The sequence below is a fragment of the Kribbella jejuensis genome (assembly GCF_006715085.1).
GTDB classification, from domain to species: domain Bacteria; phylum Actinomycetota; class Actinomycetes; order Propionibacteriales; family Kribbellaceae; genus Kribbella; species Kribbella jejuensis.
The window spans coordinates 357,339-383,149 of the sequence record NZ_VFMM01000001.1; the positions used below are offsets into that span (position 1 = coordinate 357,339).

The 25,811-nt window shown below is 69.1% G+C and carries 21 protein-coding genes and 1 pseudogene; 6 read left to right on the forward strand and 16 right to left on the reverse strand.

The window, feature by feature from the left end; all coding sequences use genetic code 11:
* Positions 1–172 precede the first annotated feature (172 nt).
* Positions 173–781 carry a sigma-70 family RNA polymerase sigma factor gene (locus tag FB475_RS01690; RefSeq protein WP_141851856.1) on the reverse strand — a complete coding sequence of 203 codons (609 nt, stop codon included), beginning with the start codon at positions 779–781 and terminating at the stop codon, positions 173–175.
* 92 nt (positions 782–873) lie between these two features.
* Here FB475_RS01690 and FB475_RS01695 point away from each other — a divergent pair, with 92 nt between their 5' ends.
* A complete protein-coding gene (locus tag FB475_RS01695; RefSeq protein ID WP_141851858.1) occupies positions 874–1,275 on the forward strand; it encodes a nuclear transport factor 2 family protein in 402 nt (133 codons plus the stop codon).
* 23 nt (positions 1,276–1,298) lie between these two features.
* On the opposite strand, the gene FB475_RS01700 is transcribed toward FB475_RS01695, so the two are convergent.
* Positions 1,299–2,894 (reverse strand): DHA2 family efflux MFS transporter permease subunit, encoded by a 1,596-nt coding sequence (locus FB475_RS01700; protein ID WP_202878232.1) that lies wholly within the window; start codon positions 2,892–2,894, stop codon positions 1,299–1,301.
* Positions 2,895–2,973: 79 nt separating this feature from the next.
* Between FB475_RS01700 and FB475_RS01705 the strand changes: the two genes are divergently transcribed.
* Entirely contained in the window at positions 2,974–3,627 is a 654-nt protein-coding gene (locus FB475_RS01705) for a winged helix-turn-helix transcriptional regulator (protein WP_141851860.1), read from the forward strand.
* An 88-nt stretch (positions 3,628–3,715) separates the two neighbouring features.
* Here the strand turns inward: FB475_RS01705 and poxB are convergent, their stop codons facing one another.
* The 3 genes from poxB to FB475_RS01720 are packed head-to-tail and all read right to left on the reverse strand — an operon-like array spanning position 3,716 to position 6,104.
* Positions 3,716–5,443 carry a ubiquinone-dependent pyruvate dehydrogenase gene (gene poxB, locus FB475_RS01710; RefSeq protein WP_141851862.1) on the reverse strand — a complete coding sequence of 576 codons (1,728 nt, stop codon included), beginning with the start codon at positions 5,441–5,443 and terminating at the stop codon, positions 3,716–3,718.
* Positions 5,443–5,958: a DUF1440 domain-containing protein gene (locus FB475_RS01715; protein WP_141851864.1), complete on the reverse strand. Its 516-nt coding sequence runs from the start codon at positions 5,956–5,958 to the stop codon at positions 5,443–5,445. The genes poxB and FB475_RS01715 overlap by 1 nt, the downstream gene beginning before the upstream one ends.
* A complete protein-coding gene (locus FB475_RS01720) occupies positions 5,958–6,104 on the reverse strand; it encodes an acetamidase/formamidase family protein (RefSeq protein ID WP_141851866.1) in 147 nt (48 codons plus the stop codon). Before FB475_RS01720 ends, FB475_RS01715 begins: the two co-directional genes overlap by 1 nt.
* Between FB475_RS01720 and FB475_RS01725 the strand changes: the two genes are divergently transcribed.
* Positions 6,103–7,596 carry a helix-turn-helix transcriptional regulator gene (locus FB475_RS01725; RefSeq protein WP_202878234.1) on the forward strand — a complete coding sequence of 498 codons (1,494 nt, stop codon included), beginning with the start codon at positions 6,103–6,105 and terminating at the stop codon, positions 7,594–7,596. The genes FB475_RS01720 and FB475_RS01725 overlap by 2 nt on opposite strands.
* Positions 7,597–7,617: 21 nt before the next feature.
* Here the strand turns inward: FB475_RS01725 and FB475_RS01730 are convergent, their stop codons facing one another.
* Positions 7,618–8,472 carry an RCC1 domain-containing protein gene (locus FB475_RS01730; RefSeq protein ID WP_185759015.1) on the reverse strand — a complete coding sequence of 285 codons (855 nt, stop codon included), beginning with the start codon at positions 8,470–8,472 and terminating at the stop codon, positions 7,618–7,620.
* A 294-nt stretch (positions 8,473–8,766) separates the two neighbouring features.
* Here FB475_RS01730 and FB475_RS01735 point away from each other — a divergent pair, with 294 nt between their 5' ends.
* The gene (locus FB475_RS01735) at positions 8,767–9,342 is read left to right on the forward strand and encodes a dihydrofolate reductase family protein (protein WP_141851870.1); all 576 of its coding nucleotides are present in this window, start codon (positions 8,767–8,769) and stop codon (positions 9,340–9,342) included.
* A 122-nt stretch (positions 9,343–9,464) separates the two neighbouring features.
* A pseudogene (locus tag FB475_RS01740) lies at positions 9,465–10,294 on the forward strand (alpha/beta hydrolase).
* 14 nt (positions 10,295–10,308) lie between these two features.
* Here the strand turns inward: FB475_RS01740 and FB475_RS01745 are convergent.
* From FB475_RS01745 to FB475_RS01790, 10 genes are all read right to left on the reverse strand, one after another.
* Positions 10,309–11,931, reverse strand: coding sequence for a PucR family transcriptional regulator (locus FB475_RS01745; RefSeq protein WP_141851874.1), 1,623 nt, complete (start codon positions 11,929–11,931; stop codon positions 10,309–10,311).
* A 94-nt stretch (positions 11,932–12,025) separates the two neighbouring features.
* Positions 12,026–13,132 (reverse strand): o-succinylbenzoate synthase, encoded by a 1,107-nt coding sequence (gene menC, locus FB475_RS01750; protein WP_141851876.1) that lies wholly within the window; start codon positions 13,130–13,132, stop codon positions 12,026–12,028.
* Positions 13,129–14,013, reverse strand: coding sequence for a GNAT family N-acetyltransferase (locus tag FB475_RS01755; protein ID WP_141851878.1), 885 nt, complete (start codon positions 14,011–14,013; stop codon positions 13,129–13,131). The genes menC and FB475_RS01755 overlap by 4 nt, the downstream gene beginning before the upstream one ends.
* The gene (locus tag FB475_RS01760; RefSeq protein WP_141851880.1) at positions 14,010–15,134 is read right to left on the reverse strand and encodes a M20/M25/M40 family metallo-hydrolase; all 1,125 of its coding nucleotides are present in this window, start codon (positions 15,132–15,134) and stop codon (positions 14,010–14,012) included. Before FB475_RS01760 ends, FB475_RS01755 begins: the two co-directional genes overlap by 4 nt.
* Positions 15,134–18,409 carry a serine hydrolase gene (locus FB475_RS01765; protein ID WP_141851882.1) on the reverse strand — a complete coding sequence of 1,092 codons (3,276 nt, stop codon included), beginning with the start codon at positions 18,407–18,409 and terminating at the stop codon, positions 15,134–15,136. The genes FB475_RS01760 and FB475_RS01765 overlap by 1 nt, the downstream gene beginning before the upstream one ends.
* On the reverse strand, positions 18,406–19,158 hold the full coding sequence (locus FB475_RS01770) for an ABC transporter ATP-binding protein (RefSeq protein WP_141851885.1): 753 nt from the start codon (positions 19,156–19,158) through the stop codon (positions 18,406–18,408). Before FB475_RS01770 ends, FB475_RS01765 begins: the two co-directional genes overlap by 4 nt.
* Complete coding sequence (locus FB475_RS01775; RefSeq protein ID WP_141851887.1) at positions 19,155–21,074, reverse strand: dipeptide/oligopeptide/nickel ABC transporter permease/ATP-binding protein; 1,920 nt, start codon at positions 21,072–21,074, stop codon at positions 19,155–19,157. The genes FB475_RS01770 and FB475_RS01775 overlap by 4 nt, the downstream gene beginning before the upstream one ends.
* Positions 21,075–22,061: an ABC transporter permease gene (locus FB475_RS01780; RefSeq protein ID WP_141851889.1), complete on the reverse strand. Its 987-nt coding sequence runs from the start codon at positions 22,059–22,061 to the stop codon at positions 21,075–21,077. It lies immediately after the preceding gene.
* Between the two features lie 4 nt (positions 22,062–22,065).
* On the reverse strand, positions 22,066–23,619 hold the full coding sequence (locus FB475_RS01785) for an ABC transporter substrate-binding protein (RefSeq protein ID WP_141851892.1): 1,554 nt from the start codon (positions 23,617–23,619) through the stop codon (positions 22,066–22,068).
* A 26-nt stretch (positions 23,620–23,645) separates the two neighbouring features.
* Positions 23,646–25,034, reverse strand: coding sequence for a serine hydrolase domain-containing protein (locus FB475_RS01790; RefSeq protein ID WP_141851894.1), 1,389 nt, complete (start codon positions 25,032–25,034; stop codon positions 23,646–23,648).
* Between the two features lie 159 nt (positions 25,035–25,193).
* Here FB475_RS01790 and FB475_RS01795 point away from each other — a divergent pair, with 159 nt between their 5' ends.
* Entirely contained in the window at positions 25,194–25,811 is a 618-nt protein-coding gene (locus tag FB475_RS01795; RefSeq protein WP_141851895.1) for a hypothetical protein, read from the forward strand.

Below are 25,811 nucleotides of genomic sequence, written 5' to 3' on the forward strand. Positions count from 1 at the left end.
GTAGTCAAGAACTTCCCTCTCAACGAGCCCAATAAGCGCAACCCCAGAGTTGCACATCAATTCCCGATGTGCAACCCACCGGTTGCTCCTACGGTCATCCGACTGGAGGGCGGCCTGGTGGACGGTGATGGGCGGACGGTCTCTGGTGAGCGGACGGTCCCAGGTGGGCGGGTCAGGACGAGGCCGCGGCGCAGGCCCGGCCGTAGCCGGGGAGGTCGCCGCCGAGGACCGCGGCGGCCAGGAAGCGGTCGGTGGTCGCTCGGTGTTCCCCCGGCGCGGGCTGGAACCGCGGGCGGCGTGACCGGACATGCTGACGGGCGCGGTACGCCAACTGCTGGACCGCCCGTTCGGTGCGGCCCACGATGGCTGCGATCTCCGCATGCGAGTAGCCGAACACGTCGTGCAGCAAGAACACCGCACGTTCGGTCGGGGCGAGTGTTTCCAAGACGACCAGCAGACCCGCCGCCACCTCATCGACCGGCCGCGGACCGGCCGGCGAGCCATCCGCCGCCCGGTCCTCGTCGGTGTGCACCTCCCGACGCGCCCGGATCCTGCGAAGCTCGTCGATAGCCTGCCGCGTCACGAGCCGGAACAGGTACGCACCGGCGTCCGCGACCGAGCCGTGGTCGACCCGGCTCCAGCGCAACCACGCCTCTTGAAGGACATCGTCGGCATCTGCCCGGTTACCGAGCATCCGGTACGCCGCTGCCCAGAGCGCAGCCCGGTGCTGCTCGAACAGTTCGCCCGCCGTGTCCATCGCATCCTCCCGTACAGAGCTCACCACCAAGACGGTTCGACCCGCGCCGACGTCACGCGTGACGCCCACGGAACGGAATCCGTCCTACCGAGTGAACCCGACCCGAGAGGTACGACATGACATCGAACCCGCCCACCGAAAAGAATCGGCAACTCGTCCTGGAGGCGGTCTCCCGGTTCGGTGCGGGAGACATCGCCGGCTTCACCGAACTGCTGGGCGAGAACTTCGTCTCCCACAACCCGCGCGTGGCGCACGACCCGACGGCACAATCCGGGCGCCAGGCGTTCGCGGAGTACTTGAGCGGACCCGGCAGCGCGCACCTGCGGGACGCGACCGTAACTGCCGAACACCTGCTCGCCGACGGAGACCTGGTCGCCGTACACACCCACGTGGCCACGCCACAAGGCGACCTAGCCACTGTCGACCTCTTCCGCATCGACAGCGACCTGATCATCGAACACTGGGACGTCGTTCAACCAGTACCCGCCGAGATCCTCCACCCCCACGGAATGTTCTGACGACGTCCCGCTGGCTGCGTGCGTTACTGGGGGTGGGCGACGTCCGGTATCGACTGGAGCGGCTGGCCTTGGCCTGTGCTGTCAGGGGAAACGGCCGGTTCGGGCTGGGGTGGGTGGGCGGGGAGGAAGGCTGCGGACAGCAACGCGCCGGCGACGGCGACGAGGCCTGCCACGATGCAGCCGATGGTTAGCCCGTGGTCGAAGGCTGCGATCGCTGCCTGGCGTACGGCGTTGGCCAGGGGAAGCTGGTTTTGGGATGCGAGTTGACCTGACAGGCCGAAGGCCGCCCCGACCGACTCATGAGCGCGGGTGGCCAGGTCAGTGGTCAAGGAGGCAGGGAGGACACTGTCGAGCCGGGTGGAATACACGGTGGCGTAGACGCTGCCGATGACGGCGACGCCGAGCGTGCCCCCGAGCAGGCGGGTCGAGTCGTTGACGGCGGAGCCGACTCCCGCCTTGTCGGCGGCGACCGCTCCCATGATGGACTCGGTCGCGGGTGCCGAGGTCAGCCCCATGCCCAGCCCGTAGACGACCATCTGGACGGCAATCACCCCGTAGCTGAGCGTCGGCGAGATGTCGCTCGCGACCCAGAAGTAGAAGACAGCCTGCAGGACCAGTCCGGCCGTGACAATTGCCTTGGTACCGATCCGGACCGCCAGCCGTGTCCCGAGCGTCGAGCCGACCGCGACGGCGGCCGCGACCGGGAGGAGGTGGACGCCTGCCGACAGTGGGCTGTACCCACGGATGAACTGGAAGAACTGCGTGATCAGGAAGATGAATCCCAGCAGCGTGAAGAAGGCGACGGTGACGGCCGCGCTGGCGGCGCTGAAGCGCATGTCCTTGAACAGCCGTACGTCGAGCATCGGTTCGGCGGCCCGACGCTCGGCGACGACGAACGCGATCAGCAGGACCACCGCGCCGGCGAACCCCGCGAGCGACGACGCCGACGACCAGCCGCGGCCTGGCGCCTCGATGACGGTGTAGATGAGCAGCCCCATGAAGCCGCCGGACAGGACAAGGCCCGCATAGTCCAGCCGGTGCGTCGCGGCAGACCGCGTACGGGGAACGAACAGGGCCACCAGGACCAGGACCGCCAGCGACACCGGCCCCAGCGCGTAGAAGATGCTCGACCAGCTGTAGTGCTTGAGCAGGAGGCCGCCCACGATCGGCCCGAGTGCGATCGCGACGCCTGCGGTGGCACCCCACAGGCCGATGGACAGCGCGCGTTCCTTCCGGCTGGTGAAGACCGCGGTGAGCAGCGAGAGGGTGGCCGGGAACGTCATCGCCGCGCCCAGGCCCGTCACCGCACGGGCCGCGATCAGCTGCCCCGGCGAGTGGGCGTAGCCGCCGACGAAGCTGGACGCACCGAAGACCAGCAGGCCGGCCAGGAGCATGCCCTTGCGACCGAACCGGTCGGACAGGCTGCCCGAGGTCAGCAGCAAGGCAGCGAACACGAGGTTGTAGGCGTCCACGACCCATTGCAGCTGCGAGGTGGACGCGCCCAGCTCCTGGGTCAGCCGCGGGAGCGCGACGTTGACCAGGGTCGTGTCGAGATTGATCACGAACGAGGCCAGCAGCAGGGCGATGAGCAAGAGCGGTTTCGATGGCGAACGTGTCATGGTTGAATATTAGACACAGATACTTTAATTTTTCTACCATCTGATTGAAGATCTCACCTCTCCGACCTATCTTGTGTACATGCGGAGTTATGGTCAGTACTGCTCGATCGCCCGGTCCCTCGACGTCATTGGGGATCGGTGGACGCTGCTGATCGCCCGGGAGCTGCTCCTGCAGGGCGCCTGCCGGTTCACGGACCTGAAGAAGGGCCTGCCCGGCATCGCGACAAATCTGCTGTCCACGCGCCTCAAGGAGCTGGAGGAGGCCGGGCTGATCACGCGTGAGGAGGCACCCCCGCCGATCGCCACCACCCTGTACACGCTGAGCGAGACCGGTCGGACCCTGGAGCCGGTGCTCAAAGCGCTCGGGCTCTGGGGACTGCGGTTCATGGCCGACGAACGGCCGGACGACGCCTTCCAGGCGCGGTGGCTGGCCTACGCCCCCGAGTGGTTCACCACCGATGCCGACCCCGACGCCCCACCAGCGGTCATCCAGCTTGTCGCGGCGGACGAAGCGGCCGTCGTCGAACTCGGGAACGGCCGGGTCCGCACCCGGGTCGGCCGCGCCACAGATCCGGATCTCGTTCTCGAAGGGCCGCCCCGGGCGGTGCTCGGCCTCGTCAACGGTCTGATCGACCTCGAAGGAGCCCGCCGCATCGGCCTGACCGCCACCGGACGAACGGACTTGCTCAAGCGCCTGCGCCCCCACGGCGATGGCACCGGCTGCTCATCCTAAGCACCTGCCGGCGCCTCACCGGAGCACTGCAGGCGCTGTCGCCAGCTCGCCGTCCGGGTCGATTTGGTCAGCGAGATCAGCGAGGTATTCACTCGCGGGCGAGTTGTCTGGCGTTGGTCCGGGCGACCTCGATGACCGCGCTGGCGTCGCCGTTGAGGACGCTGCGGGTGGCCCACAGGGTGAATCCGGCGGCCTGGTTCAACGCGATCTTCGGCGGGATGGCGACTTCGTGGCGCAGCGTTCGTACGTCGACCAGCGCCGGACCGCGGTGCGAGAAGACGTCCTTCAACGCACCGTCAAGCTCCTTCGCGGTATCCACCCGGACGCCGTGGACGCCGACGGCCCGAGCCACCGCCGCGAAGTCCGGGTTGTCGAGGTCGGTGCCGTAGTTGACGATGCCGTCGGCCTTCATCTCCAGCTCGACGAAACTGAGCGCGTGATTGTCGAGCATCACGATCTTCACCGGGAGATCGAGTTGCCGCAGGGTCAGGAGCTCCCCCAGCAGCATGGCCAGCCCGCCGTCTCCGGAGAAGGCGACGACCTGACGATCCGGGAACGCGGATTGCACACCGATGGCCTGCGGCAGGGCGTTGGCCATCGTGCCGTGGGTGAAGGACCCGATCAGCCGTCGCCGGCCGTTCATCCGGAAGTACCTCGCCGCCCACAGCGTCGGCGTACCGACATCCGGGATGAGTACTGCGTCGTCGTCGGCCAGTCGATCGACCGCCGCCGCGACCGTCTCGGGATGCAGCGGGCCGCGGCCTCGCCCGGGGTCGGCCAGCTTGTCGAACCGACGACGAGTCCGCTGGTAATGAGCGGTCATCGTCTCGAGATGCTTCCCATCCGCCCGCGCCGCGAGCCGCGGCAGGAGAGCCTCGACGGTGTCCTTGACCGTACCGACCAGGGGTACGTCGACCGGTACCCGGCGGCCGATCTGCTCGCCGCGGACGTCGACCTGCACGATCCGGGCGTTCTCGGGGAAGAACGGACGGTACGGGAAATCGGTGCCGAGCATCAGCAACGCGTCACAGTGCTCCATCGCGCGATAGCCGGACACGAAACCGAGCAGCCCGGTCATGCCCACGTCGTACGGATTCTCGTACTCGACGAACTCCTTGCCCCGCAGCGCATGCACAATCGGCGCTTTCAGCTGCTCGGCGATCGCGACGACCTCGTCATGCGCCCCCTGGCACCCGGCCCCGGCCAGGATCGTCACCGCGCCGGCGGAGTTCAGCACGTCGGCCGCAGCGGCGAGATCCGCCTCGGCAGGCAGCACCCGCGCGGACGCCGCCCGTACGGCGTGCACCGAGTCATCAGGTGATGCCGCCTTGAACACCTCCCCGGGTACGACGACCACCGCGACACCGCGCCGCTCGACCGCCGTACGCATCGCCACCCGGAGGATCCGCGAGAACTGCTCGGCGGTGCTGACCATCTCGGCGTACACGCTGCACTCGCGGAACAACTCCTGCGGATGGGTCTCCTGGAAGTATCCGCTCCCGATCTCCGCCAGCGGGATGTGCGCCGCGATGGCCAGCACCGGCACCCGGCTGCGCTGCGCGTCGAAGAGGCCGTTGATCAGATGCAGGTTGCCAGGCCCGCAGCTCGCCGCGCACACCGCCAGCTCGCCGGTCGTCGCGGCTTCGCCCGCCGCCGCCAGAGCGGCTGCCTCTTCGTGACGGACGTGCTGCCAACTCAGCTCGCCGTCACGACGCAGCGCGTCCGTGAGGCCGTTGAGTGAGTCACCCGGCAGACCGTAGACGCGGCGAACACCGGACGCCTTGAGCGTGGCCACCAGGAAATCGGCGACGGTCATCACCGCGACCTCCCGACGAAGCTCGTCAGCCTGAAGGCGGCCGCAGTCGTCAGCCCGTAGACCAGATGTGCACCGAGGTCCTTCGCCAGGACCGTGGGGCTGTAGTTCCAGATCGGCTGGTAGAGGTTCGCGGCCGGGAGCACGACGTACCCGCCGCCCCACACGCTCGCACCGAAGGGCGCGCCGTACCAGACCCGTGGTTTCGGCGCAGATCCTGCGACCACGCCGTACGCAGCCCCGTTGGCGATCCCGAACGCCCAGTGCGTGAGGTTGTTGACCAGGGCAGCACGGCCGTTCGGCAGCTGCCGGCCGAACAGGTCCTCGAACAGCCGCTTGCCCACCTGAGCGGGCGCCGGTGCCTGCTCCCAGCTCTCGATGTCGGACGAGAACTCCCACCGGCCGAACTCGGTCTTTCCGCCACCATGCCGGTATTCCGCGTACAGCAGCGCGTCCATCGCCATCGTGCCGACGGTTCCGGCGATCAGGCCGCGAACAACTGCTCCCAGGGGCGTCATCACACAGCTCCTTCGAAGATCCCGCGGGGGACGGTCATCGAGACCAGCCAGTTCGGGAGGTCGACCAGCTCGCTGATCTTCAGGTCACCGGCGACGCTGCACAACGCGTACGCCTCGTGCATGCTCACGCCCTCGACGGCCGCCATGCTCCTCGCAACGGCGGAGGCGGGGCAGCTCGACGATCTCGCCCGGGCACGGATCGATCTGATCCGCGCGGAAGGGGCTTTCTCCCAGCAGCGCGGACGAGACGCCCCGGGACTGCTGTTGCGCGCGGCGCAGACGCTCGAACCGCTCGATGTGAGCCTCGCGAGGAACACCTACCTCGACGCCTGGAGCGCGGCCCTCTTCGCCGGCCGGCTGGCACGCACCGTCGGGCTGGCCGAGGTCTCCCGGGCGGCGAGATCCGCCCCCGCTCCGGACGGTCCACCGCGCAGCTCCGACATCTTGCTGGACGGACTGGCGATGCTGTTCGTCGAGGGACGGCCGCGCGCCGTTCCACTGCTCCAACAGGCCGCGACCGCCTTCGGCGACCCGCGGATCACGCCCGACGAGGCGCTGCGCTGGGGATGGCTCGGTACCGCCGCCGCGGCCACGACCTGGGATTTCGAGGCCTGCCTCGCCACCGCCCGCCGGCAGGTCGACATCGCGCGAGCCACGGGTGCGCTCGCCGTACTCGTGGTCGCTGTGAACGTCCTCGAACAGGTCGCCGCGTTCGCAGGCGAATTCCCCGAGGCGACCGCGCTGAGGGCCGAGGCCGACGCCGTGCGGGAGGCGACGGGGACCCACGTGGCGCCGTACGGCGCTCTGACGCTGGCTGCGTTTCGCGGACAGGAGGACGAGGCGTTCCGGCTGATCGACGACACGATCGCCGACGCGACCACCGAGGGCCAGGGTACGGCGATCCAATACGCACAGTGGGCGAAATCCGTCGTACTGAATGCGCTGGGTCGTCATCACGAAGCGCTCGGACTCGCACGACTGGCGAGCGAGGACACGCCGGAGCTGTGGGTCTCGGCCTGGGCGCTCGGCGAGCAGATCGAGGCCGCCGTCCGGACCGGCAACCAACCGGAGGCGACCGCCGCGCTGGCACGGCTCCAGCTGAGCACGCGGGAGTCCGACCAGCCTTGGGCGCGAGCCGTCGAGGCCCGTGCGCGGGCACTCGTGCACAACGACGAGAACACCGAGGCGGCGTACCGGGAGGCGATCGACGCGCTGACCGGCAAACGACTGCGGCCGGACCTGGCGCGTACCCATCTGCTGTACGGCGAGTGGCTCCGCCGAAAAGGCCGCCGGAACGACGCCCGGTCCGAGCTGCGGGCCGCCTACGAGGCGTTCACGACCATCGGCATGGAGGCCTTCGCGGAGCGAGCGCGCCGCGAACTACTCGCGACCGGGGAGACCGTCCGCAAGCGCACCGCGGCACCTTCGGCGCGTGCGGCGCTGACTCCGCAGGAGCTGCAGATCGCACTGCTGGTACGCGACGGCATGTCGAACCCCGAGGTCGGCACCCGCCTGTTCCTCAGCCCGCGCACGGTCGAGTGGCACCTGCGCAAGATCTTCGACAAACTCTCGATCACCTCCCGCCGCCAGCTCCCGGACGTACTCTTCCAGAACGAGTACGAGGCCGCCGGCAGGTAGCAGACGTCCAATGGGCGGTGTTCAAGCGGCGGGCTGTACTCCGGTCCACGAGGCGATGTCGCACTGGCCGTTGGTGTTGTTGCCGGCGCTGACGAGTGTTCCGTCGGCGCGCAATCCAAGAGTGTGAGTCGAACCCGCAGCCACCTCGACGATGTCCCGCCACTCCCCGACGTCGCACTGTCCATGGCTGTTGTCTCCGGCCGCGAGGACGCGTCCTGACGCGGTGACTCCGACGGTGTGGTAGCTGCCCGCGGCAACCGCCACCACGTCTTCCCATTGATCGACGTCGCAGGCACCGGTCGCCCGTTCCCCCGTAGCCAGTACTCGCCCGTTGCGTGTGAGACCAACCGTATGCAGGTATCCGCCCGCGACCGTCGTGAGGTCGCGCCAGTCGTCGACAGCGCACTGGCGTCGGCGATTGATTCCGACGGCCACTGCTGAGCCGTCGGGTCGGACTCCGACTGAATGCCAGTCGCCACAGGACAGAGCCACGATCTCTCGCCAATCACTCACGTTGCATTGGCCTTCTGAGTTTCGGCCGGTTGCCTGCACGGTGCCATCCCGAAGCAGTCCGAGTGTGCGACGCCAACCGGCGGCCACGGTTGTGACGTCCGTCCATCCGTCGACCTCGCATTGGCCGTCGCCGTTCCATCCCGTTGCGAGCACGGTGCCGTCCGATCGAAGGCCGACGGTGTGCGATCTTCCGGTGTTGTTCGCGGTGTGAACATTGCCCGCTGCCACGGCAACAACGTCTGTCCATCCCTCGACCCGGCACTCGCCGGCGACATCGCTCCCAACAGCGAGAACAGTGCCGTCGTACCGGCGGGCAACCGAATGACGCCTACCAGCCGCCACAGCCGACACGTTTGCTCGCATCCCACCTCCTCCTCCCGCCAACCATTACCTGGAAAGTACCCCAGCGGTGATTATCGCGGATTGATGAACGACAGGTGCTGGTTTGGCTGTTGTGGTCGGTACTGGGTGCTGTAGGCAACCAACCGGACCTACGAGTATCCCCCGAGGATCCGTTCGATTGGTCTTCTCTGCTGGTGGCGAACTGGACCTGTTGGGGCACCACACGCCGACCTAGTGTGATTTTCACTCGACAACAACGGTTTGTACGTCGATCTGTCAGATGCGAACTCGGGTACGACGACTGAGGAGGGATCCATGCGAAGGCTGATCGTTTCGACGCTGGTGGCGCTTGACGGGGTGGTGGAGGATCCGGGTGGTATGGCGGGCTCCGAACGCGGTGGCTGGGCCAACCCGTACTTCAACGAGGAGGCCGTCGAGCGGTCGATCGAACACCTGCAGGGATGCGACTACTTCCTCTGCGGGCGACGGACGTACGAGATGTTCTCCCAGGCGTGGCCGTCGGCCACCGGCCCGTACGCCAAGGCACTCAACGAGATCCCGAAACTCGTCGCCTCCAGGACGCTCGACGAACCGCTCACCTGGAACGCCTGGCTGCTCGAGACCGACGACCCGCTCGCGGAACTCGAAACGATCAAACGCGAGGACGGACGGGACATCATCATGTACGGCAGCGTGTCGCTGATGGCGGCGCTGTTCGCCCGCGGTCTCGTCGACCAGCTGGACCTCCTCGTCTGCCCGGTCGTGGTCGGCGCGGGTCAGCAACTGTTCGGTTCCGGTACTCCGACCATCCCGATGGAGCTCGCAGCACAGACTTCGCTGACCACCGGCGTAGCCGTCCTGAGTTACCGCCCGATCAACTCTGGTGCCTGAGGCCTCTAATCCGAGGAGACGAGATGGCAAGCAGACAATCACAAGCCGTCGCGGAGCTGTACGGCCGTTGGGTCGCGGCTCCCGCACAACGCCCGGACTGGTCCGGCGACGATCAGCAGCAGATGGTCGAGGACACCTGGATCGGCTTGACCAGCGAGCCACGCGGTGTGGACTACATCGAAGTGGACACCGGTGGCCGAACAGCTCTGTGGGCAATCCCGAAGGATGCTCCCGAGGACCAAGTGCTCTTCGCCGTCCACGGCGGTGGCTTCATCTCGGGCTCCGTTTATACCCACCGCAAGCTGTACAGCCACCTGGCCAAAGCTGTCGGAATGCGGGCACTGCTGCCGAGCTACCGCTTGGTCCACGAGGGCGGTCAGTTCCCAGCACCGGCAGAAGATGTGCTCGCCGCCTACCGATGGCTGCTCGACCAGCAGGTCGCACCAGATCAGATCCTGTTCGCCGGCGATTCCGTCGGCGGCAACCTCGCGCTCACGGTGCAACTGATGGCGCGGGATCGCGGCCTACCCCTCCCCCGGGCACCATCCTCTTCTCCCCCGCCACAGATCTCACCCGCAGCGGCGAGACCATGCGCAGCAACGAGGGGAAAGACGCGCTATTTCATCTGCCGTGGTCGAAGGAGATGGACGCGGCATACCTGGCCGGCGCCGATCCGCGCGACCCCTATGTCAGCCCCCTGTACGGCGACCTGGCCGGCCTCGGCCCAATACTCATCCAGGTCGGCGATCACGAACTCCTGCTCGACGACAGCCGCCAACTGGCCGCACAGGCCGAAGCCGACGGCGTCGACGTACAACTCGAGATCTTCCCTGAACAGCAGCACACCTTCCAGATGATGGCCGGCCGAGCCCCAGAAGCCGACGAAGCAATCACCCACTCCGCAACATGGGCCAGGACAAAAGTCCACCCAGCAACCACCGCCCTCCGATAACCCAGCTGCGGCGGTTATTTGGGGTGGGGGTGGTGGGGGACGAGGACTCGGAGTTGGAGGTGGAGGCCGAAGCGGGTGGTGGGGTCGGTCAGGTCCAGGTTGCCGATCTCGATTGCTCGGCGTAGGCGGTAGCGGAAGGTGTTGGCGGGCACCTGTAGCGCCTCGGAGGCCGATGGGACGTCTCCGAAGGCGTCCAGCCAGGCGTGCAGGGTCTCGACCAGGGAGCTGCGGTGCTGGTCGTCGTACCGGATCAGTCGGTCGAGCGCCTCGCCGGGACGGTCGCCGCGGGCGGTCGCGAGGTCGCGGAGCTCGAGCAGCAGGGATTCGACCTGTACGTCGGCCAGCCGGGCGATCCGTGGTTCGCCGCGCCGCTCGCGGAGCACCCGCAGCGCCCGGTCCGCACAGGCGCGGGCGTGCACGATGCCGGCCAGATCGTCGGCGACGGGCCCGAGCCCGATGACCGGGCACATCCGGTCGCCGACCCGGTGCAGGAAGTCGGTCGCGATGCGTACGACGCTGTCCTCGGCCGCCGGCACCAGCCCGTAGATCACCCCACCGACGAGCGCCGCCGCGGATCGTGGCTGCACGGCGCCCAGATGTACGGCGAGGGCGTCGCCGACCCGCTCGAGCTCCTGCGCGACGATCGCGCCTTCGGCCGCGGACTCGCGGAACGCGACCGCCAGTACGACGAGTGGCCGGCCGGCCAGCCCCAACCGTTCGAGCGCGTCGTGGGCGCCCGCACCGCCTTCGAGCGCCGAGCTGAGCAGGTCGGCCCGGAGACGACGCTGTACGTCGGCACCGGCGCGCACGCGCAACAGGTGCAGGGCGACGAGCTTCACGGCGTCCGTCAGGGCCTCGGTCCGCTCCGCGCTCAGCGGCTCGGGCACGGCCGCCCAGATCGAGCCGAGGAACTCGTCGCCGGCGCGGACCGCGATCGCCACCCGGAGCATCGTCAGCCCGGAACGGGGGTCGGGCAACGGTTCGATGTACACCGGCCGATCGCTGCGATGCAGCTCCCGGAACACCCCGCGCTCGGACAACATCCGGGAGAACCGTTCTGGTACCTGCCGGCCGAGAATCGTCTCGACCCGGGACGCGTCGGCCTCGTCCTGGCGGCCGGAGAAGGCCAGCACGCGGGAGTTGCGGTCCTCGATCGTGATCGGTGCGTCGAGCAGCGCAGCGACGGCGTTGGCCACCGCGAACAGGTCGCCCGACGGCAGTCCACCGAGCGACTCGGGCTCCGCGACACCGACGTCGCCCTCGGCAAGCAACGACCGCAGCATCGCGGTGAGGTGCGCCCACGGCACACCACGGCTGAGCCCGAGCAGCGCCAGGCCCGCCGCGTCCGCGGCCGCGCGGACCGCAGGGGTCAACGGCACCGGCGCCCGGAGAACGAGCGCCGCGGCCTCGCCCCGCCGCAGACTCCCGAGGAGTTCGGTGATCCGCTCGGGGTCATCCAGACCGACACCGAGGATCAGGGCGTGCGGTGGCAGCGGCGGAGCGTCGACCGGATCGTGGATGACCACGCCGCCGATGCCGACGGCAGGCCCGGTGTCCCCGTGCACCAGTTCGAGCAGGGTCGCCCCGAGATCGTCGACGATCCGGGACAGACTGGCACGTGGGCTGCTCGAGCTCATCGCGGATAGCACCTCCCGAAGGTAGGCGCGGACGCGGCCAGCCTACTTCGTCCTGGCGGACAAGATCCAGCACGAAACTTGTCCGGCCAAACAACTACACCGCCAGCCACTCGACTCCGGTGGTGGCTTCGTCCAGCAGCTCGGGCACAGGTGACACCCCCAATCCAGGACCCGTCAGTACGGCGAGGTGCCCGTCGGCCAGGACGAACGGCTCGGTGATGTCCGTACGGTAGTAGCGCCCGGACGCCGACGTGTCGCCGGGCAGGACGAACCCGGGCAGCGCGGCCAGCGCCACGTTCGCGGCCCGGCCGATCCCGGTCTCGAGCATCCCGCCGCACCACACCGGCACGCCGTGTGCGACGCAGACGTCGTGGATGCGGCGTGCCTCGAGATATCCGCCGACACGGCCCGGTTTGATGTTCACCACCTGGCACGCACCCAGCCGGATCGCCGCGGCGGCCGACCGCGCGGACGTGATCGACTCGTCCAGGCAGACCGGCGTCTCGATCAGCCGCGCGAGCTCGGCGTGCCCGAGCACGTCCTCCTCGTCCAGCGGCTGCTCGATCAGCAGCAGCCCGAACGGATCGAGCCGGGCAAGGTGCCGCGCATCGGCCAGCGTGTACGCAGTGTTCGCGTCGACCTGCAGCAGGACGTCGTCGCCGTACCGCTCCCGGACCGCCCGGACCGGCTCGACGTCCCACCCGGGCTCGATCTTCAGCTTGATCCGCAGGTAGCCCTCGTCGAGATAGTTGCCGACCGCATCGAGAAGCGCCGGGACGCTGTCCATGATGCCGACCGACACCCCGCACGGCACCCGGTCGTGCACCGCGCCGAGCTCCCGCGCGAACGAACGCCCCTCGGCGCGCAACTCGGCGTCGAGGACAGCGGCCTCGAGCGCGGCCTTCGCCATCCGGTGACCCCGGTACGGCGCCAGCACCGTGGCGACGGCGTTCGCGTCGATCGGGCCGGCCGCCGCCAGCGCGGGCACCAGGAACCGCCGCAGTACGTCGGCGGCACCGTCGACGTACTCCGAGGAGTACAGCGGGTCGGTCATCGCGACGCACTCCCCCCAGCCCTCTGACTCGTCGCTGACGACCCGCAGCAACAGCACGTCGCGGGTGGTCTGCGTGCCGAACGACGTACGGAACGGAGCGACGAGCGGCATCGAGACGTGCCGCAGTTCAACACCATTCAGCTTCACTGCTCTCTCCTCACCACGTACCAGCCCGCTCGATCGAAACCTGTGATCCGCCCACCGTCGGCAAGCAGTACGCCGAGGGTCTCGCGCACTGCCACCCGCCACCGCCGCGCGACCGCGGGTTCACGCACCCGGAGTTCCTCGATGTTCGACGGTACGGCGACCAGACAGGTCGTCCCGGCCGACGAGCCCATGACCGGGGCACCCGTTCCGGAGATGCCGAGGGCAACGACCGCCGCACCGGTATCGACTGTGTCGGCGCTGAGCGGCGTGCCCGCACAAGCCGCAGTGACCGACTCCTCGGCAAGGCGCCAACGCACCAGCAGCCGATCGGAATCGTCGCCGCCGTTGATCGCATCCGTCATGGCGCCGTAGAAGTTCGGCAGGTACTCGTCCGCGCGGGCACCGAGTTTCGCCAGGTTGAAGTACGCGTTGCGTCTGATCAGCGGGTCAAACGTCCAGGCCACCTCGGAGACGCCGCGCTGCAGCGCCCAGGCGCGTTGGTGCAGTTTGAGCGCGAAACCGATCCCACGCCCGATGCCGTTCCTGGAAACGCCAGCGATGTGACTGTGCAGGGCGTCCTCGGCGGGCGCGTGGAAGAACCCGACGCAAGCCCCGACCAACCGCTGACCCGCGAACGCGCCGCCGACGTAGTTCCCGGCCTTGGTCAGCGCGCGCAACAACTCCACGGTGACCTGCGGATTGGTCCCGCTGCCCCAGATCGCGCCGTACAGCCGCACGACCTCGTCCAGTTCGGTCAGCTCCCGGATATCGCGGACGACCACGCCCGCGGTCAGTGCTGCCGCCTCGGCCGCGGCCGACGCACGGTCCAGGACCGGGTCGGCGAGCACCTTCAGGCCGCCCTGGTCTTCAGCTCTTGTCATTGTGTCCCCGTGGCAGTTGACGTCAGATGCCGGATCGGATGAGTCAGCAGGTCCTCGATGAGGGCGCGCAGGAGCGCGGTCCGTGCGGTGAGCGGTTCGATCAGGACATGCTCGTCGTCGGCATGCGCGCCGCCGCCGACCGCGCCGAGTCCGTCGAGTGTCGGCGTACCGACGCCGGCCGTGAAGTTGCCGTCCGACGCACCGCCGACCGCGGCCGCCGTCGGGGCCGGCATCCCCAGCCGGGCGGCGACCACGCGGATCCGGTCGAACAGGATGGAGGAGGACTCCAGCGGCGGGCGATTCGGTCCGCCGCCGACCTCGATCGCGGCGCCCGGCAGCAACGGTCGCAGTCCACGTATCGCTGTGTCGACGCGATCCTGCTCGGCCGTGGTCCGGACGCGCACGTCCACGGCAAACGATCCTTCGGCCGGCACCGTGTTCGTCGTCGTACCGGCACGGGACACCGTCGGCGTCACCGACGTACCGAGCTCCGAAGCGCCCAGTGCGGCGACTGCGAGTGCCTGATGAGCGAGCTCGAGAGTCGCGTTGACCCCGCGCTCCGGCTCGAGTCCCGCGTGCGCGGCCCTGCCGGTGATGCGTACGTCGTACAGTGACACGCCCTTGCGTTCGGTCTTGAGCGCGCCACCGTCGGCGGATGCCTCGAGCACCAATGCGGCCTCAGCGGCCCGGGCCTCTTGCTCGATCAGCGACCGCGACGACGGCGATCCGAGCTCCTCGTCGCCGGTGACCAGGAGCGTGACGCCGTCCAGTCCGGCGGCCGCATGGATGGCCATCGCCAGCCCGGCCTTCATGTCGAAACAGCCCGGACCCCGCAGTACGCCGCCTTCGACCGAGAACGGACGGATCGCCAGCGAACCCAGCGGCCACACGGTGTCGTGATGGCCGAGCAGCAGGATCCGCGGCCGTGCGCCGAGTCGCCAGCGCAAATGGGTACGGCCGTCGAGCACGATCCGATCGGGCGCGATGCCGAGGTGCGCGGTGCCGATCCGCTCCACCACGGCGGCGGAGTGAGCCACGGCGGCCAGGTCTCCCGACGGTGACTCGCACTCGACGAGAGCCTGGATGTCCGCCAACAGATCCGCCAAGAGGTTGTGCAGCATCACTTCACCCGGGGCGTCGCCCGCACCCCGAAATGGACGTAACGCTCGCCGGTCGGCAACTCGTAGAAGGTCACCGGCGCCCACGTCTCGGCTTCCGGCGGCTTGACCAGGAACGCCTTCGGCCCGAACGGCACCATCGGGTACTCCTCCACCGGATCGGGAACGAGTTCGGCGAGCGGACCCGTCATGATCGTCCGCAGCAGCGGGCCGTCGGGCGTCGCCTCGACCTCCATCCGGACCGACGCGCGTTCGTACGCTCCGACGTACGGCGTGACGTCCACCTCGATCGGCTCGGCGGGCGGAGCCACCGGCGCCGGCATCGTCAGCCCGGCCAGCTCGGCGAAGATCTCGCGATACAGGTCCTCGTACAGATCGCGGGTGTTGCCGCCGTTGGTGAGCAGCGTCACGGCGAGCCCCTGCGACGGCAGGATGCGCAGGAACGCGGCCTGCCCGAGGGTGTTGCCGTCGTGGCCGTACAACCGCTGACCGTCCCAACCGAACCGGATCCAGCCCAGTCCCCACGAGTCGCCGAGGACGAGCTTGTCCGGGAGGTCGGCCTGATGCTCGGTCATCGCCGTCGCGCTGACCTCGGAGAGCAGCCGGTTCCCGTCCGGCGCCGTACCTCCGTCGAGGTGCAGACGAGCAAAAGCCAGTACGTCGGACACTGTCGACGTCACGAGTCCCGCGGGACCAACCGAGCGCGGCAGTCCCCACACCCGGACGGGCTGCTGTTTCCCGTTCCGATCCTCATGGCCCACGGCCGCGGCGAACACCAGCGCTTCCTCCGGGAGCGTCGTCGTGTGCGTGAGCCCGAGCGGCGTGAACAGGCGCTCGCGCATCGCCTGGTCCCAGGTCTTGCCGGTGACCTTCTCGATCACCCGGCCGAGCAACGAGAAGCCCGAGTTGCAGTACGACCAGGTCGCGCCGAGCGGGTGGTTCTGCGCCGCGTCGGCCAGCAGGTCGACGTACTTCTCCAGGCAGTCGTCCCCGCGGCCGGTGTCGGTGAAGATGTCGCCGTCGATCCCGCTGGTGTGGGTGAGGAGGTGCCGCAGCGTGACGGCCTTGGTCACGTCCGGGTCCCGCAGCCGCAGCTCGGGCAGCACCTCCACGAGCGGAGCGTCGAGAGACAGCAGCCCTTCGTCGACCAGTTGCATCGCGACGGTCGCGGTCCATACCTTGGTGATCGAGCCGATCTGGAACACCGACTCCCCGGTCACCGGAGCGCCTGTCTTTAGGTTGAGTACGCCGTACGACGCCTCGACCTGTTCGTCGCCGCGAAGGATGCCGAGCTGGGCTCCCGGAACGTGGTGCCGTTCCGCGAGCTGGGCCAGCCGCTTCTGCCAGTGCGCCACGTCGATGCGCGGACGTCCCGCGTGGACCGCGTGCTGCTCGACCCAGTCGACGATGCGGCGGTTGAAGTCGAGCCGCTGCGACGGCGGTCCGGTCAGGATGAAGGCGTGTGGCGCGTCCCGGTACAGGACCAGCCGGGTCGGTACGCCGAGCTCGCGCAACGCGGTGTGCCACTGCTGCGCCTGTCCGACCGGGCACCTGAGGTCGGCTTCACCGTGCACGATCAGGGTCGGCGTGCGGACGTCGGCGACCTTGGCGATCGGCGACATCGCGGCATACTGCTCGGGCCGCGTCCACGGCATGCCACCGAGCTCGTACGCGCTGAGGAAGTGTCCGTCGTCGGAGGTCCCGGCCATGCTCACCAGGTCACTGACCACACCACCGGCGACCGCGGCGGCGAACCGGTCGTCGTGCGCGGTCAGCCAGCAGGTCATGAATCCGCCGTAGCTGTAGCCCGCGACGGCCAGCCGGTCCGGATCGGCGGTCCCTTCGGCGATCAGCTCGTCCAGCGGCTCCAGGAAGTCCTTGCTGTCGGCAACACCCCAGGCGCCCAGTGCCCCGTTGAAGAAGGCTTCGCCGTATCCGTCGCTACCGCGGGGGTTGACGAGCAGCACGGTCCACCCACGCGCCGCCAGCTCCTGGTGGTAGAGATGCACCTCGTCGGCGATCGCGTTCCACGCGTTGTGCGGGCCCCCGTGGATGTCGAGCAGCACCGGCGTAGGGCCGGAGCGGTCCGGATCGCGCACCAACCAGGCCTGCACGTTCGTCCCGTCGGAGATCGTGAACGTCCGCTCCTCCCGTGGGAAGAGCTCCACGTCCTTCAGGCCGCCTCCGTGTTCGGTGAGTACGGTCGGCTCGCCGGTGGACAGGTCGACGACCGCGATCTCGCCGTACGACGTACCGGTCGCCAGCGTGATCGCTGCGTTGCCCGAGGCAACGGACAGACCGCCCACCACCCGATCGTCGCCGGCCAGCACGGGACGGGCGTCGGTGCCGTCGAGGGCGACCGACCACAGGCTCGTGCAGCCGCGGTCGCGGACGCAGAAGTAGACGCGGCCGTCGTGTCCGTGCGGCCGTCCACCCGGGTACGCCGTCGCGCCCGGCATCACGTTGCGATCGATCGATCCGGACAGGTCGACGGTTTCGCCGCCGTCCAACGGAACAAGCAGCAATCGCAGGTGCCCCTTGGGGTCACCTGGCCAACCGATGACCAGCAGCGAACGGCCGTCCGTGGTGTAGTCGACGGTCGCCGCGAGACCGTCGGTCAGCGCGACCGCGTGCGGCTCGGCCTTCGGGTCGTCGACCGCGAGCAGGTGTACGGCGGACCGGTAGCGCAGGTCGCTGTCGTCACCGATGCTCCGGGTGAAGGCGAGCGTCGTACCGTCGGGCGACCACGTCGGCTGCCCTGCGCTCTCGGAACCTTCGGTGAGACGACGCACTTCCCGCGTCTCGAGATCGAGCACGTGCAGCTGACTGCGAACAGCGCCGTACCGACCGGCACCGTCGGCCTGGTAGTCGAGCCGGTCGGCGACCAGTGGGCCACTCTCGCCGTCGTCGACCGAGGCGCTGAAGGCCAGGCGCCGGCCGTCCGGACTCCACACCGGTGCACCGGCACCCGAGGCGAGGTCGGTCAGCGTCTCCGGTTCGCCGCCGTCGACCGCGAGTACGGCGACCTGTCCGTCCCGCACGAAGGCGAGCTGCGTGCCGTCCGGCGACCAGGCGGGTGCGACGTCCTTCGGGCCGGCCGTGATGCGTCGCGCCGTACCGCCGTCCGTCGTTGCCAGCCACAGCTGGTCGACGTTGCGGTCGGCGTCGCCGTCCAGAGTCCGCACCACGTAGGCGATCCGCTTGCCGTCCGGGGACAGCGCCGGCTGGGACGGGACAACGAGGTCGGTCAGGTCGTCGGTACGCATCCGTCGGGTCATGGTTTGCTCCTGTGGGTCAGGGCCTTGGGCCCGGGTACGGCGGCGAGCAATTCGCGCGTGTAGTCGTCGCGGGGCTCGGCCAGGACGCGGTCGGTCGGTCCGTGCTCGACGATCCGGCCGCGGTACATGACCGCGAGCTGGGTCGACACGTAACGGACCACCGCGAGGTTGTGCGAGATGAAGAGGATGGTCAGCCCGAGCTCACGCTGGAGCTCGCGGACGAGGTTGAGTACGGCGCCCTGGATCGAGACGTCCAGTGCGGACGTGATCTCGTCGGCGATCACGACCCGCGGACGGCCGGCGAGCGCGCGGGCCAACGCGACCCGCTGACGCTGACCACCGGACAGCTGGGACGGGTACGACCCGGCCTGCGCGGGATCGAGATGGACGAGCCCGAGCAGCCGCTCGACCTCGGCGCGGCGCTCGGCCCGCGAGCCACCGGGCGGGATGATCTCCGCGATGCTCTCGCCGATCCGCATTCGTGGATCGAGCGAGGAGTACGGGTCCTGGAACACCAGCTGCAGTGGACGCTGCCGGCCCCGGGTCGGTACCGGCCGGCCGTCGAGCAGGATCTGTCCACCGTCCAACGGCGCGAGTCCCACCGCGGCCCGGGCCAGGGTGGATTTACCCGATCCGGATTCCCCCACCAGGCCGACGATGTGCCCGGCCGGGACGGTCAGGCTGACACCGTCGACGGCTGCGGTCCGGCCGTAGGTCACTCGCACGTCGTCGAAGCACAACTCGCTCACGGCGCCTCCACCAGCTCGTCGACGGACGACGCGACCGCAAGCGGCTCGCCGGGATGCCAGCACGCGACCCGACGCCCCGAAGCGTCGCCCAGCAGCGGCGGGTCCTCGGCCCGGCAACGCTCGTCGGCCAACGGACAGCGGTCGGCGAAAGCACATCCCGCCGGTACGTCGGCGGGCGCGACCGGCCGACCCGGAATCACGGCCAGCGGCTGATCGAGATCGGTCTCCAGATCGGGTACGGCGGCCACCAGAGCGCGGGTGTACGGATGACGTGCCCCGGTGGTCAGCTCACCCGCCGGGAGGTCCTCCACGATGCGGCCGGCGTACATCACCAGCACGCGGTCGCACACTTCGCGGACGACCGTGACGTCATGACTGATCAGGACGAGTGCGACGTCGTCCGCCTGCCGGATCGCGTCGAGCAGCTCGAGAATCTGCCGCTGCACGGTGACGTCCAGCGCGGTGGTCGGCTCGTCCGCGACGATCAGCGCAGGCGTGCTCATCAGCCCCATCCCGATCATCGCCCGTTGCCGCATACCGCCGGAGAACTCGTGCGGGTACTGCCGGATCCGCCGTTCGGCCGACGGAATCCGGACCGCCCGCAGCCGATCGGCCGCCCGAGCCAACGCCGCGCGCCGGCCCAACCCGTGGTGATGACGAGCCACCTCGGCCAGTTGGCCACCGATCCGTTGGGTGGGGTTGAACGAGGTCATCGGATCCTGGAACACCATTGCGAGCGAGGTCCCTAGCAACCGCTGTCGCGCCTTGGTGTCCGGGCCGCGCAGATCGGTCCCGAGGAACTCCAGCCGATCGGCGTCGACCCGGCCCGGTTCGTCGATCAGTCGCGAGACCGCCAGCGCGGTGAGCGACTTGCCGGAGCCCGACTCCCCCACCACCCCGAGCGCCTCGCCCCGTCGTACGGCGAAGGACACCTCACGGACCGGGCGGATGTCACCGTGCGGGCCGGGGAAGCTCACGGACAGGTCCCGGACGTCGAGTACGACGTCCTGCACCGCTTGCGGATCCGCCTGCCCGGCTTGACGATCGGGCTCGGACCTCGGCCGGATCGTCGTACGGGCGAGACCACCGAGCCGGGTGACACCGAGGCCTTTGGCAACGGTCTCGCCGAACAGGTTGAACGCCAGCCCGGCAACCAGTACGGCGGCACCGGGAGCCAGCGCGGCCGCCGGGTTCACGTAGATCGCGCCGATGCCGTCGTACAGCAGCCGGCCCCAGTCGTAGGCCGGTGGCTGCACGCCGAGGCCGAGGAACGACAGCCCCGCGAAGGACAGCAGAGCGCCGCCCGCGCCGAGGGTGGCGTTGACGACCAACGGCTCGGCGATGTTCGGCAGCACGTGCCGGAACAAGATGCGGATCCGGTTCACCCCGGCGATCCGCGCGGCCGCGATGAACTCACGCGCGGCGAGACCGGCAATCAGGGTCTGCGTCAGCCGGGCGAACGCCGGAGCTCCGGCCAGGCCGATCGCGAGCACGGCTCCGGTCGCGCCGACGCCGAAGATCACTGCGAAGAAGAGCGCGAGCAACAGTCCCGGGAACGCGACCGCGATGTTGACCGCGCCGGTGACGAGCCGGCCCGCCCGGCGACCGAGCAGGAACGGTGCGGTGCCGAGCAGTAGACCGGCCACGATCGCGATCACGGTCGCGGCGAGTGCGAGCTCCACCGAAAGCCGCCCGGCCACCAGGACGCGGTAGAAGATGTCACGACCCAGGTTGTCCGTTCCGGTCCAGTGCTCGGCGGACGGTCCGGCCAGGATGTCACCGGTGTCGATCCGGCCGGCCCGGTCCGACCAGACCACCGGCCCGAATCCCGCCAGCAGCAGGACCGCGACCATCAGAGCCGTCGCGGTGAGCCCGAGCGGGGTACGGAGTACGCCGATCCATCGTCGCCGCTGCATTCAGTCCTCCCGGATGATCGAGCGCGGGTCGAGCAGGGCGAGGGTCACGTCGACGACGGTGTTCGCGAGCAGCACGCCCATGCCGTACACGAGGACGATGCCTTGCACCACGGGATAGTCCTTGTCGAGGATCGACTGCACGATCGTCATCCCCAGCCCCGGCCAGCTGAAGACGTTCTCGATCAGCACGGTCCCGGCGACCATCGAACTCAGGATCAGCGCGCCGAGGGTGAGCGCGGCGGTCGCCGCGTTGGGGAGGGCGTGCCGCAGATAGACCACGCGCGCCGGCAGCCGTTTGGCGCGGGCGGTGCGGATGAAGTCGGCATCGAGCACGCTGACCAGTTCGACGCGCAGGATCCGCGCCAGGATCGCCGCCGGGCCGAGCGCGAGACAGAGCACCGGGAGGACGTAGGCGGCCGGCGACTGGTTGCCCGCGACCGGCAGCCAGCTCAGGCTGACGCCGAACACGAAGACCAGGCCGACCCCGATCAGGAAGTCGGGGACGATTCCGAGGAGCACGCTGCCGGCGGTGAAGGCCAGCTCGGTACGCCGGCCGCGGCCCCCGCGGGTCAGCACGCCGACGCCGACGCCGATCGGGAGCGCGATCGTCACCGCGAGGACGAAGGCGAGCACTGCGAGCGTCAGCGTTGCCGGCAGCCGCTGGGCGATCACGTCGGACACCGGGAGCTGCGACACCAGCGAGCTACCCAGATCGCCGTTGAACAACCGCTCGATGTAGGCGCCGTACTGCCGCCACAGCGGGTCGTCGAGGCCGAGCGCCGCCCGCTTCGCGGCTACCAACTCGGCCGGTGCGGTCGGCCCGAGCGCGGCGCGGACCGGGTCACCCGGGATCAGGTGGATCATCAGGAACGAGGCCGTCACCACCACCCACAGCGAGACGAGCAGGCGGCCGAGCCGCCGTACGCCGAAGCGCATCCAGTCGTTGGCCCACAGGTTCTGCCGTACGGCGGTTGCTGTCGTCGTCATGTGATCAGTTCGCCAGCATCCGGATGCTGGTCGGCACCAGTTGGCCCGGCGTGGCGAATCGTGCCTTGGCGCCGAACGTCTGCACCGCGCTGTTGGCGAAAGGCACCAGATCGGCGGCGGCCACCACAGCGGACTCCGCCTGCAGCCAGGTCGGGCAACTCGCCTTGCCGGACATCGAGGCTGCCTTCTTGACCTTGGCCTCGTAGTCCTTGTTCTGGATCGCGGCGAAATTGGTCCCGTTCGGCGCCGCGGGTCCGGACAGGAACGGCACCACCTGGTCCGGGCTGTTGACGTTCAGCGGCACCCAGGCGATGTCCCAGTCACCGGAGCTGAACAGGGTCTCGTTCATCGCCGTACCGTTCATGCCCTTCGCGGTGACCTTCACCCCGACGGCCTGCCACTGCTGGACGGCGAGTTCGGCCGCCGCGGCGACACCGCTGCCGCGGCTGTTGTCGTACAGGAAGGTCAGCGGCGGCAGTTTCGCCTTCTGTACGGCGGTTTTCGCCGCCTCGACGTCACGCGCCGGCAGGCTCGGTGAGATCGCGTCGCCGGTGCAGGCGACCGGTTCGATCGTTGCGAGGGTGGTGGGTGGCGTGCCCTTCCCGGAGGTGAGCACCTTGCGGAGTTCGGGCAGGTCGAGGGCCTGAGTGAGCGCCATCCGGACGGCCGCGTCGCTGGTTGCCCGGCCTTTGGCGTGGTTGTACCACTGCTCGCCGATCAAGGCCGTTGTCCTGGCCGCGAACAGGCCGGCCTTCTCCAGCCGTTGGGCGTCGGGCCCGATGATCGCGGCGGCGTTGAGACTGCCGGAAAGCAACAGGTTCGCCGCGGTGGTCTCGTTCTGGATGACCTTCATGACGACGGTCTTCGGCATGCCCTGCGTCTTGGTTGTCGCGCCGTTCGGGCCCCAGGTGTAGCCGTCCCGACGCTGGTACGTGTAGTGGTCGCCGGGCGCTGCCTCGGTCAACACGTACGGGCCTGTGCCCGAGGTCTTCTTCGCCAGCGACTTGCGGTCGGTCAGACCGGACGGGCACACGATCGGCAGGCTGGCCAGACCGTTCAGCACGAACGGCGCGGGAGTGGCGAGCGTGATCGTGACGGTCCTGGTCGCGTCGTCGGCCGTACCGGTCGCGCCGGCCGGGAGGAAGGTACCGAGGAACGGGCTCTTGTTCTTCGGGTCGCCGACGTACTTCAGGTTGGCGACCACGTTCGACGCGGTCAGCGCCGTACCGTCGGAACACTTGATGCCGTCGGCAAGGGTCAGGGTGACGGTCCGGCCGTTCACGGCCCACTTGGTGGCGAGGCCGGACCGGATGTCACCGTTCGCGGGATCGACCGACAACAGCGGGTCGTAGGCGAGTTGGGTGACCGTGAACAACGCGCTCGCGGCCGACGACTGCGGATCGAGGTTCCCGGGGTCGGTCGGCAGCGCCATCGTGAACGTGCCGCCGTCGACGACCGCGTCAGCTCCACCGCCGCCGGCGCTCTGGTTGCTACAGGCAACGAGCGCGACCAGGACGGCGGCACAGGCGGCGGCACGGACGGGGGCACGCAGGTACATGGCGGAATCCGTTTCGTCGAAGGATCTCAGGCGCCGGCCCGGCGGACGGCCCGGCCGATGTGCAGGTACAGGGCGTGGCCGTGGCCGTCGTCACCGAGGAACACGTGCGGCAGGTGCATGCCCCGATCGGCGTCGACCGGGATCAGGCTGTTCTCGCCGTACGGCAGGAGTTCCTTGCGCTCGACCTGTCCGCCGAGCTCCTCGAAGACACCCTTCGGCTTCTGCACCAGCCAGATCCGGCCGTCCTCGTCCTGGCCCACGGTCATCTCGAGGACGTCCGCCTCGTACGTGCCGACGTACCGGCTCGCGTCGATCCTCTCCGGTTTCGTTGGCGGCTCCGGCAGCGCGGGCAGGTGCACGCCGGCGAGCTGTTCCAGCACGTGTCCGGCCACCTCGCGGTACAGCGACACGACGTCGCCGCCGTTGGTCAGCAGCGCGACGGCGACGCCTGCTTCGGGGAGGATGCGCAGGAACGCCGACTGGCCGATGGTTCCGCCGTCGTGACCGATGATCAGGGCGTCGCCGTTCTCGAACCGCTCGAAACCGAGGCCCCAGGACGTTCCCATCAACCCGAGGTCGGGGAGCTCGACCTGCCGATCGTGCATCCGGCCGGCGGTGCCCGGAGCCAGCACCTGGGTGCCGTCCGCGGCCTTGCCGTCGTTGAGGTGCAGCTGCGCGAACGTCAGCAGGTCGCGCGGCCGCATCGCGAGCGACGAACCCGCCGGCGCGTTCGACCGGACCAGGGACCACACCGGGGCGGGGTGGTACCCGGCACCGGGCTCGGTCTCGATGTGACCGACGGCCGCGCGATACAGGATCGCCTCGTACGGTCCGGGTGCCGTGTGCGTGAGACCGAGCGGCGTGATCAGGTGATCGCGCAGACACTCGTCGTACGGCGAGTTCCGGAGCACCTCGACCAGCCGGCCGAGGACGCAGTAGCCCGCGTTGTTGTACGAGAACTGCTCGCCGGGCGGGAACAACTGGGCCACGCCGCGCAACTCCCGGACGAACTTCTCGACGCAGTCGTCGCCGCGACCGGTGTCGGTGAAGATGTCCCCTTCGAAGCCGGCGGTATGGCACAGCAGCTGCCGCGTGGTGATGCGGGCGGCCGCGCTCTCGTCCGCGATCTGGAACTCCGGCAGATACGTCCGGATCGGTACGTCGAGATCGACCTTGCCCTCGTCGACCAGCTGCATCACGAGCGTGGCGGTCCACAGCTTCGTGATCGACCCGATCTGGAAGACCGAATCCGCGGTCGCCTCAACCATCGTCGCCTTACTGAGGACGCCGGCCGCGCCGTCCACCACTTCTCCCCCGGCCAGCACCGCCCACGCCGCGCCAGGTACGTCGTACCGCTCGATGGCCCCGGGCACAGCCTCGGCCAGCCACTTCTCAATCTCCACCAACGCTGCCATGCCGCCAAGCTAGACAGCAGCCAACCGCTGGTATCTATCCCACTGAACCAAATCCGCCCACCTTGTCCGTCCCCCCAGACGAATCACCCAGGTGTACTCCGGGGTACCGGAAGGTCGGGCGCACCGTCGCGGTTGAGGTGCGCTTGCCAGGGAGGCGCCATGTTGCGTCGGCGAGACACGGTCCACCGAAACAGAAGGTCCGAGCAGGTCCAGGTCGGCCTGGACGAGCTGTTCTGGCCAGGCGTGAGCACGGTCGACGAGAGCGACGTGGACATCCCGAACGACGCCGCCGAGGACCCGAAGGAACCTGAGCCCGCGGGCGCAACGCTCGGCGTCGCGTTCTTCGGCTGGCTGGTGGCCAGCGGTACGTCGGTACTCCTGATGGCCCTGGTCGGCGCCGTCTGCGCGTGGATCGGCTGGGAGAAGGTCCAGGACTGGGCGAGCGGCTGGTTCTTCGTCGGCCTGTGGGCTCTTCTCGTTGTGTCGTTGGGCATCGGTGCCTTCTCAGGCGGCTACGCCGGCGGACGGATGGTGCCGGCGCACGGCGCACGACAAGGCCTCGAGGTCTGGCTGTTCAGTTGGTGCGCGGCCGCCGTACTGGCCGGCGTGGGCTACCTGGCGGTCCGCCACCAGCAACTCGTCGCGAACATCGAATGGCCGACGCTGCCCGTCCCCGCGTCCGACCGAACGCGCGCAGCACTGCTCGCGTCCACAGCGGTCCTACTCATCACCCTAATCGGAGCAGTCCTCGGCGGCACCTCCGCCAACAGGAAGTAG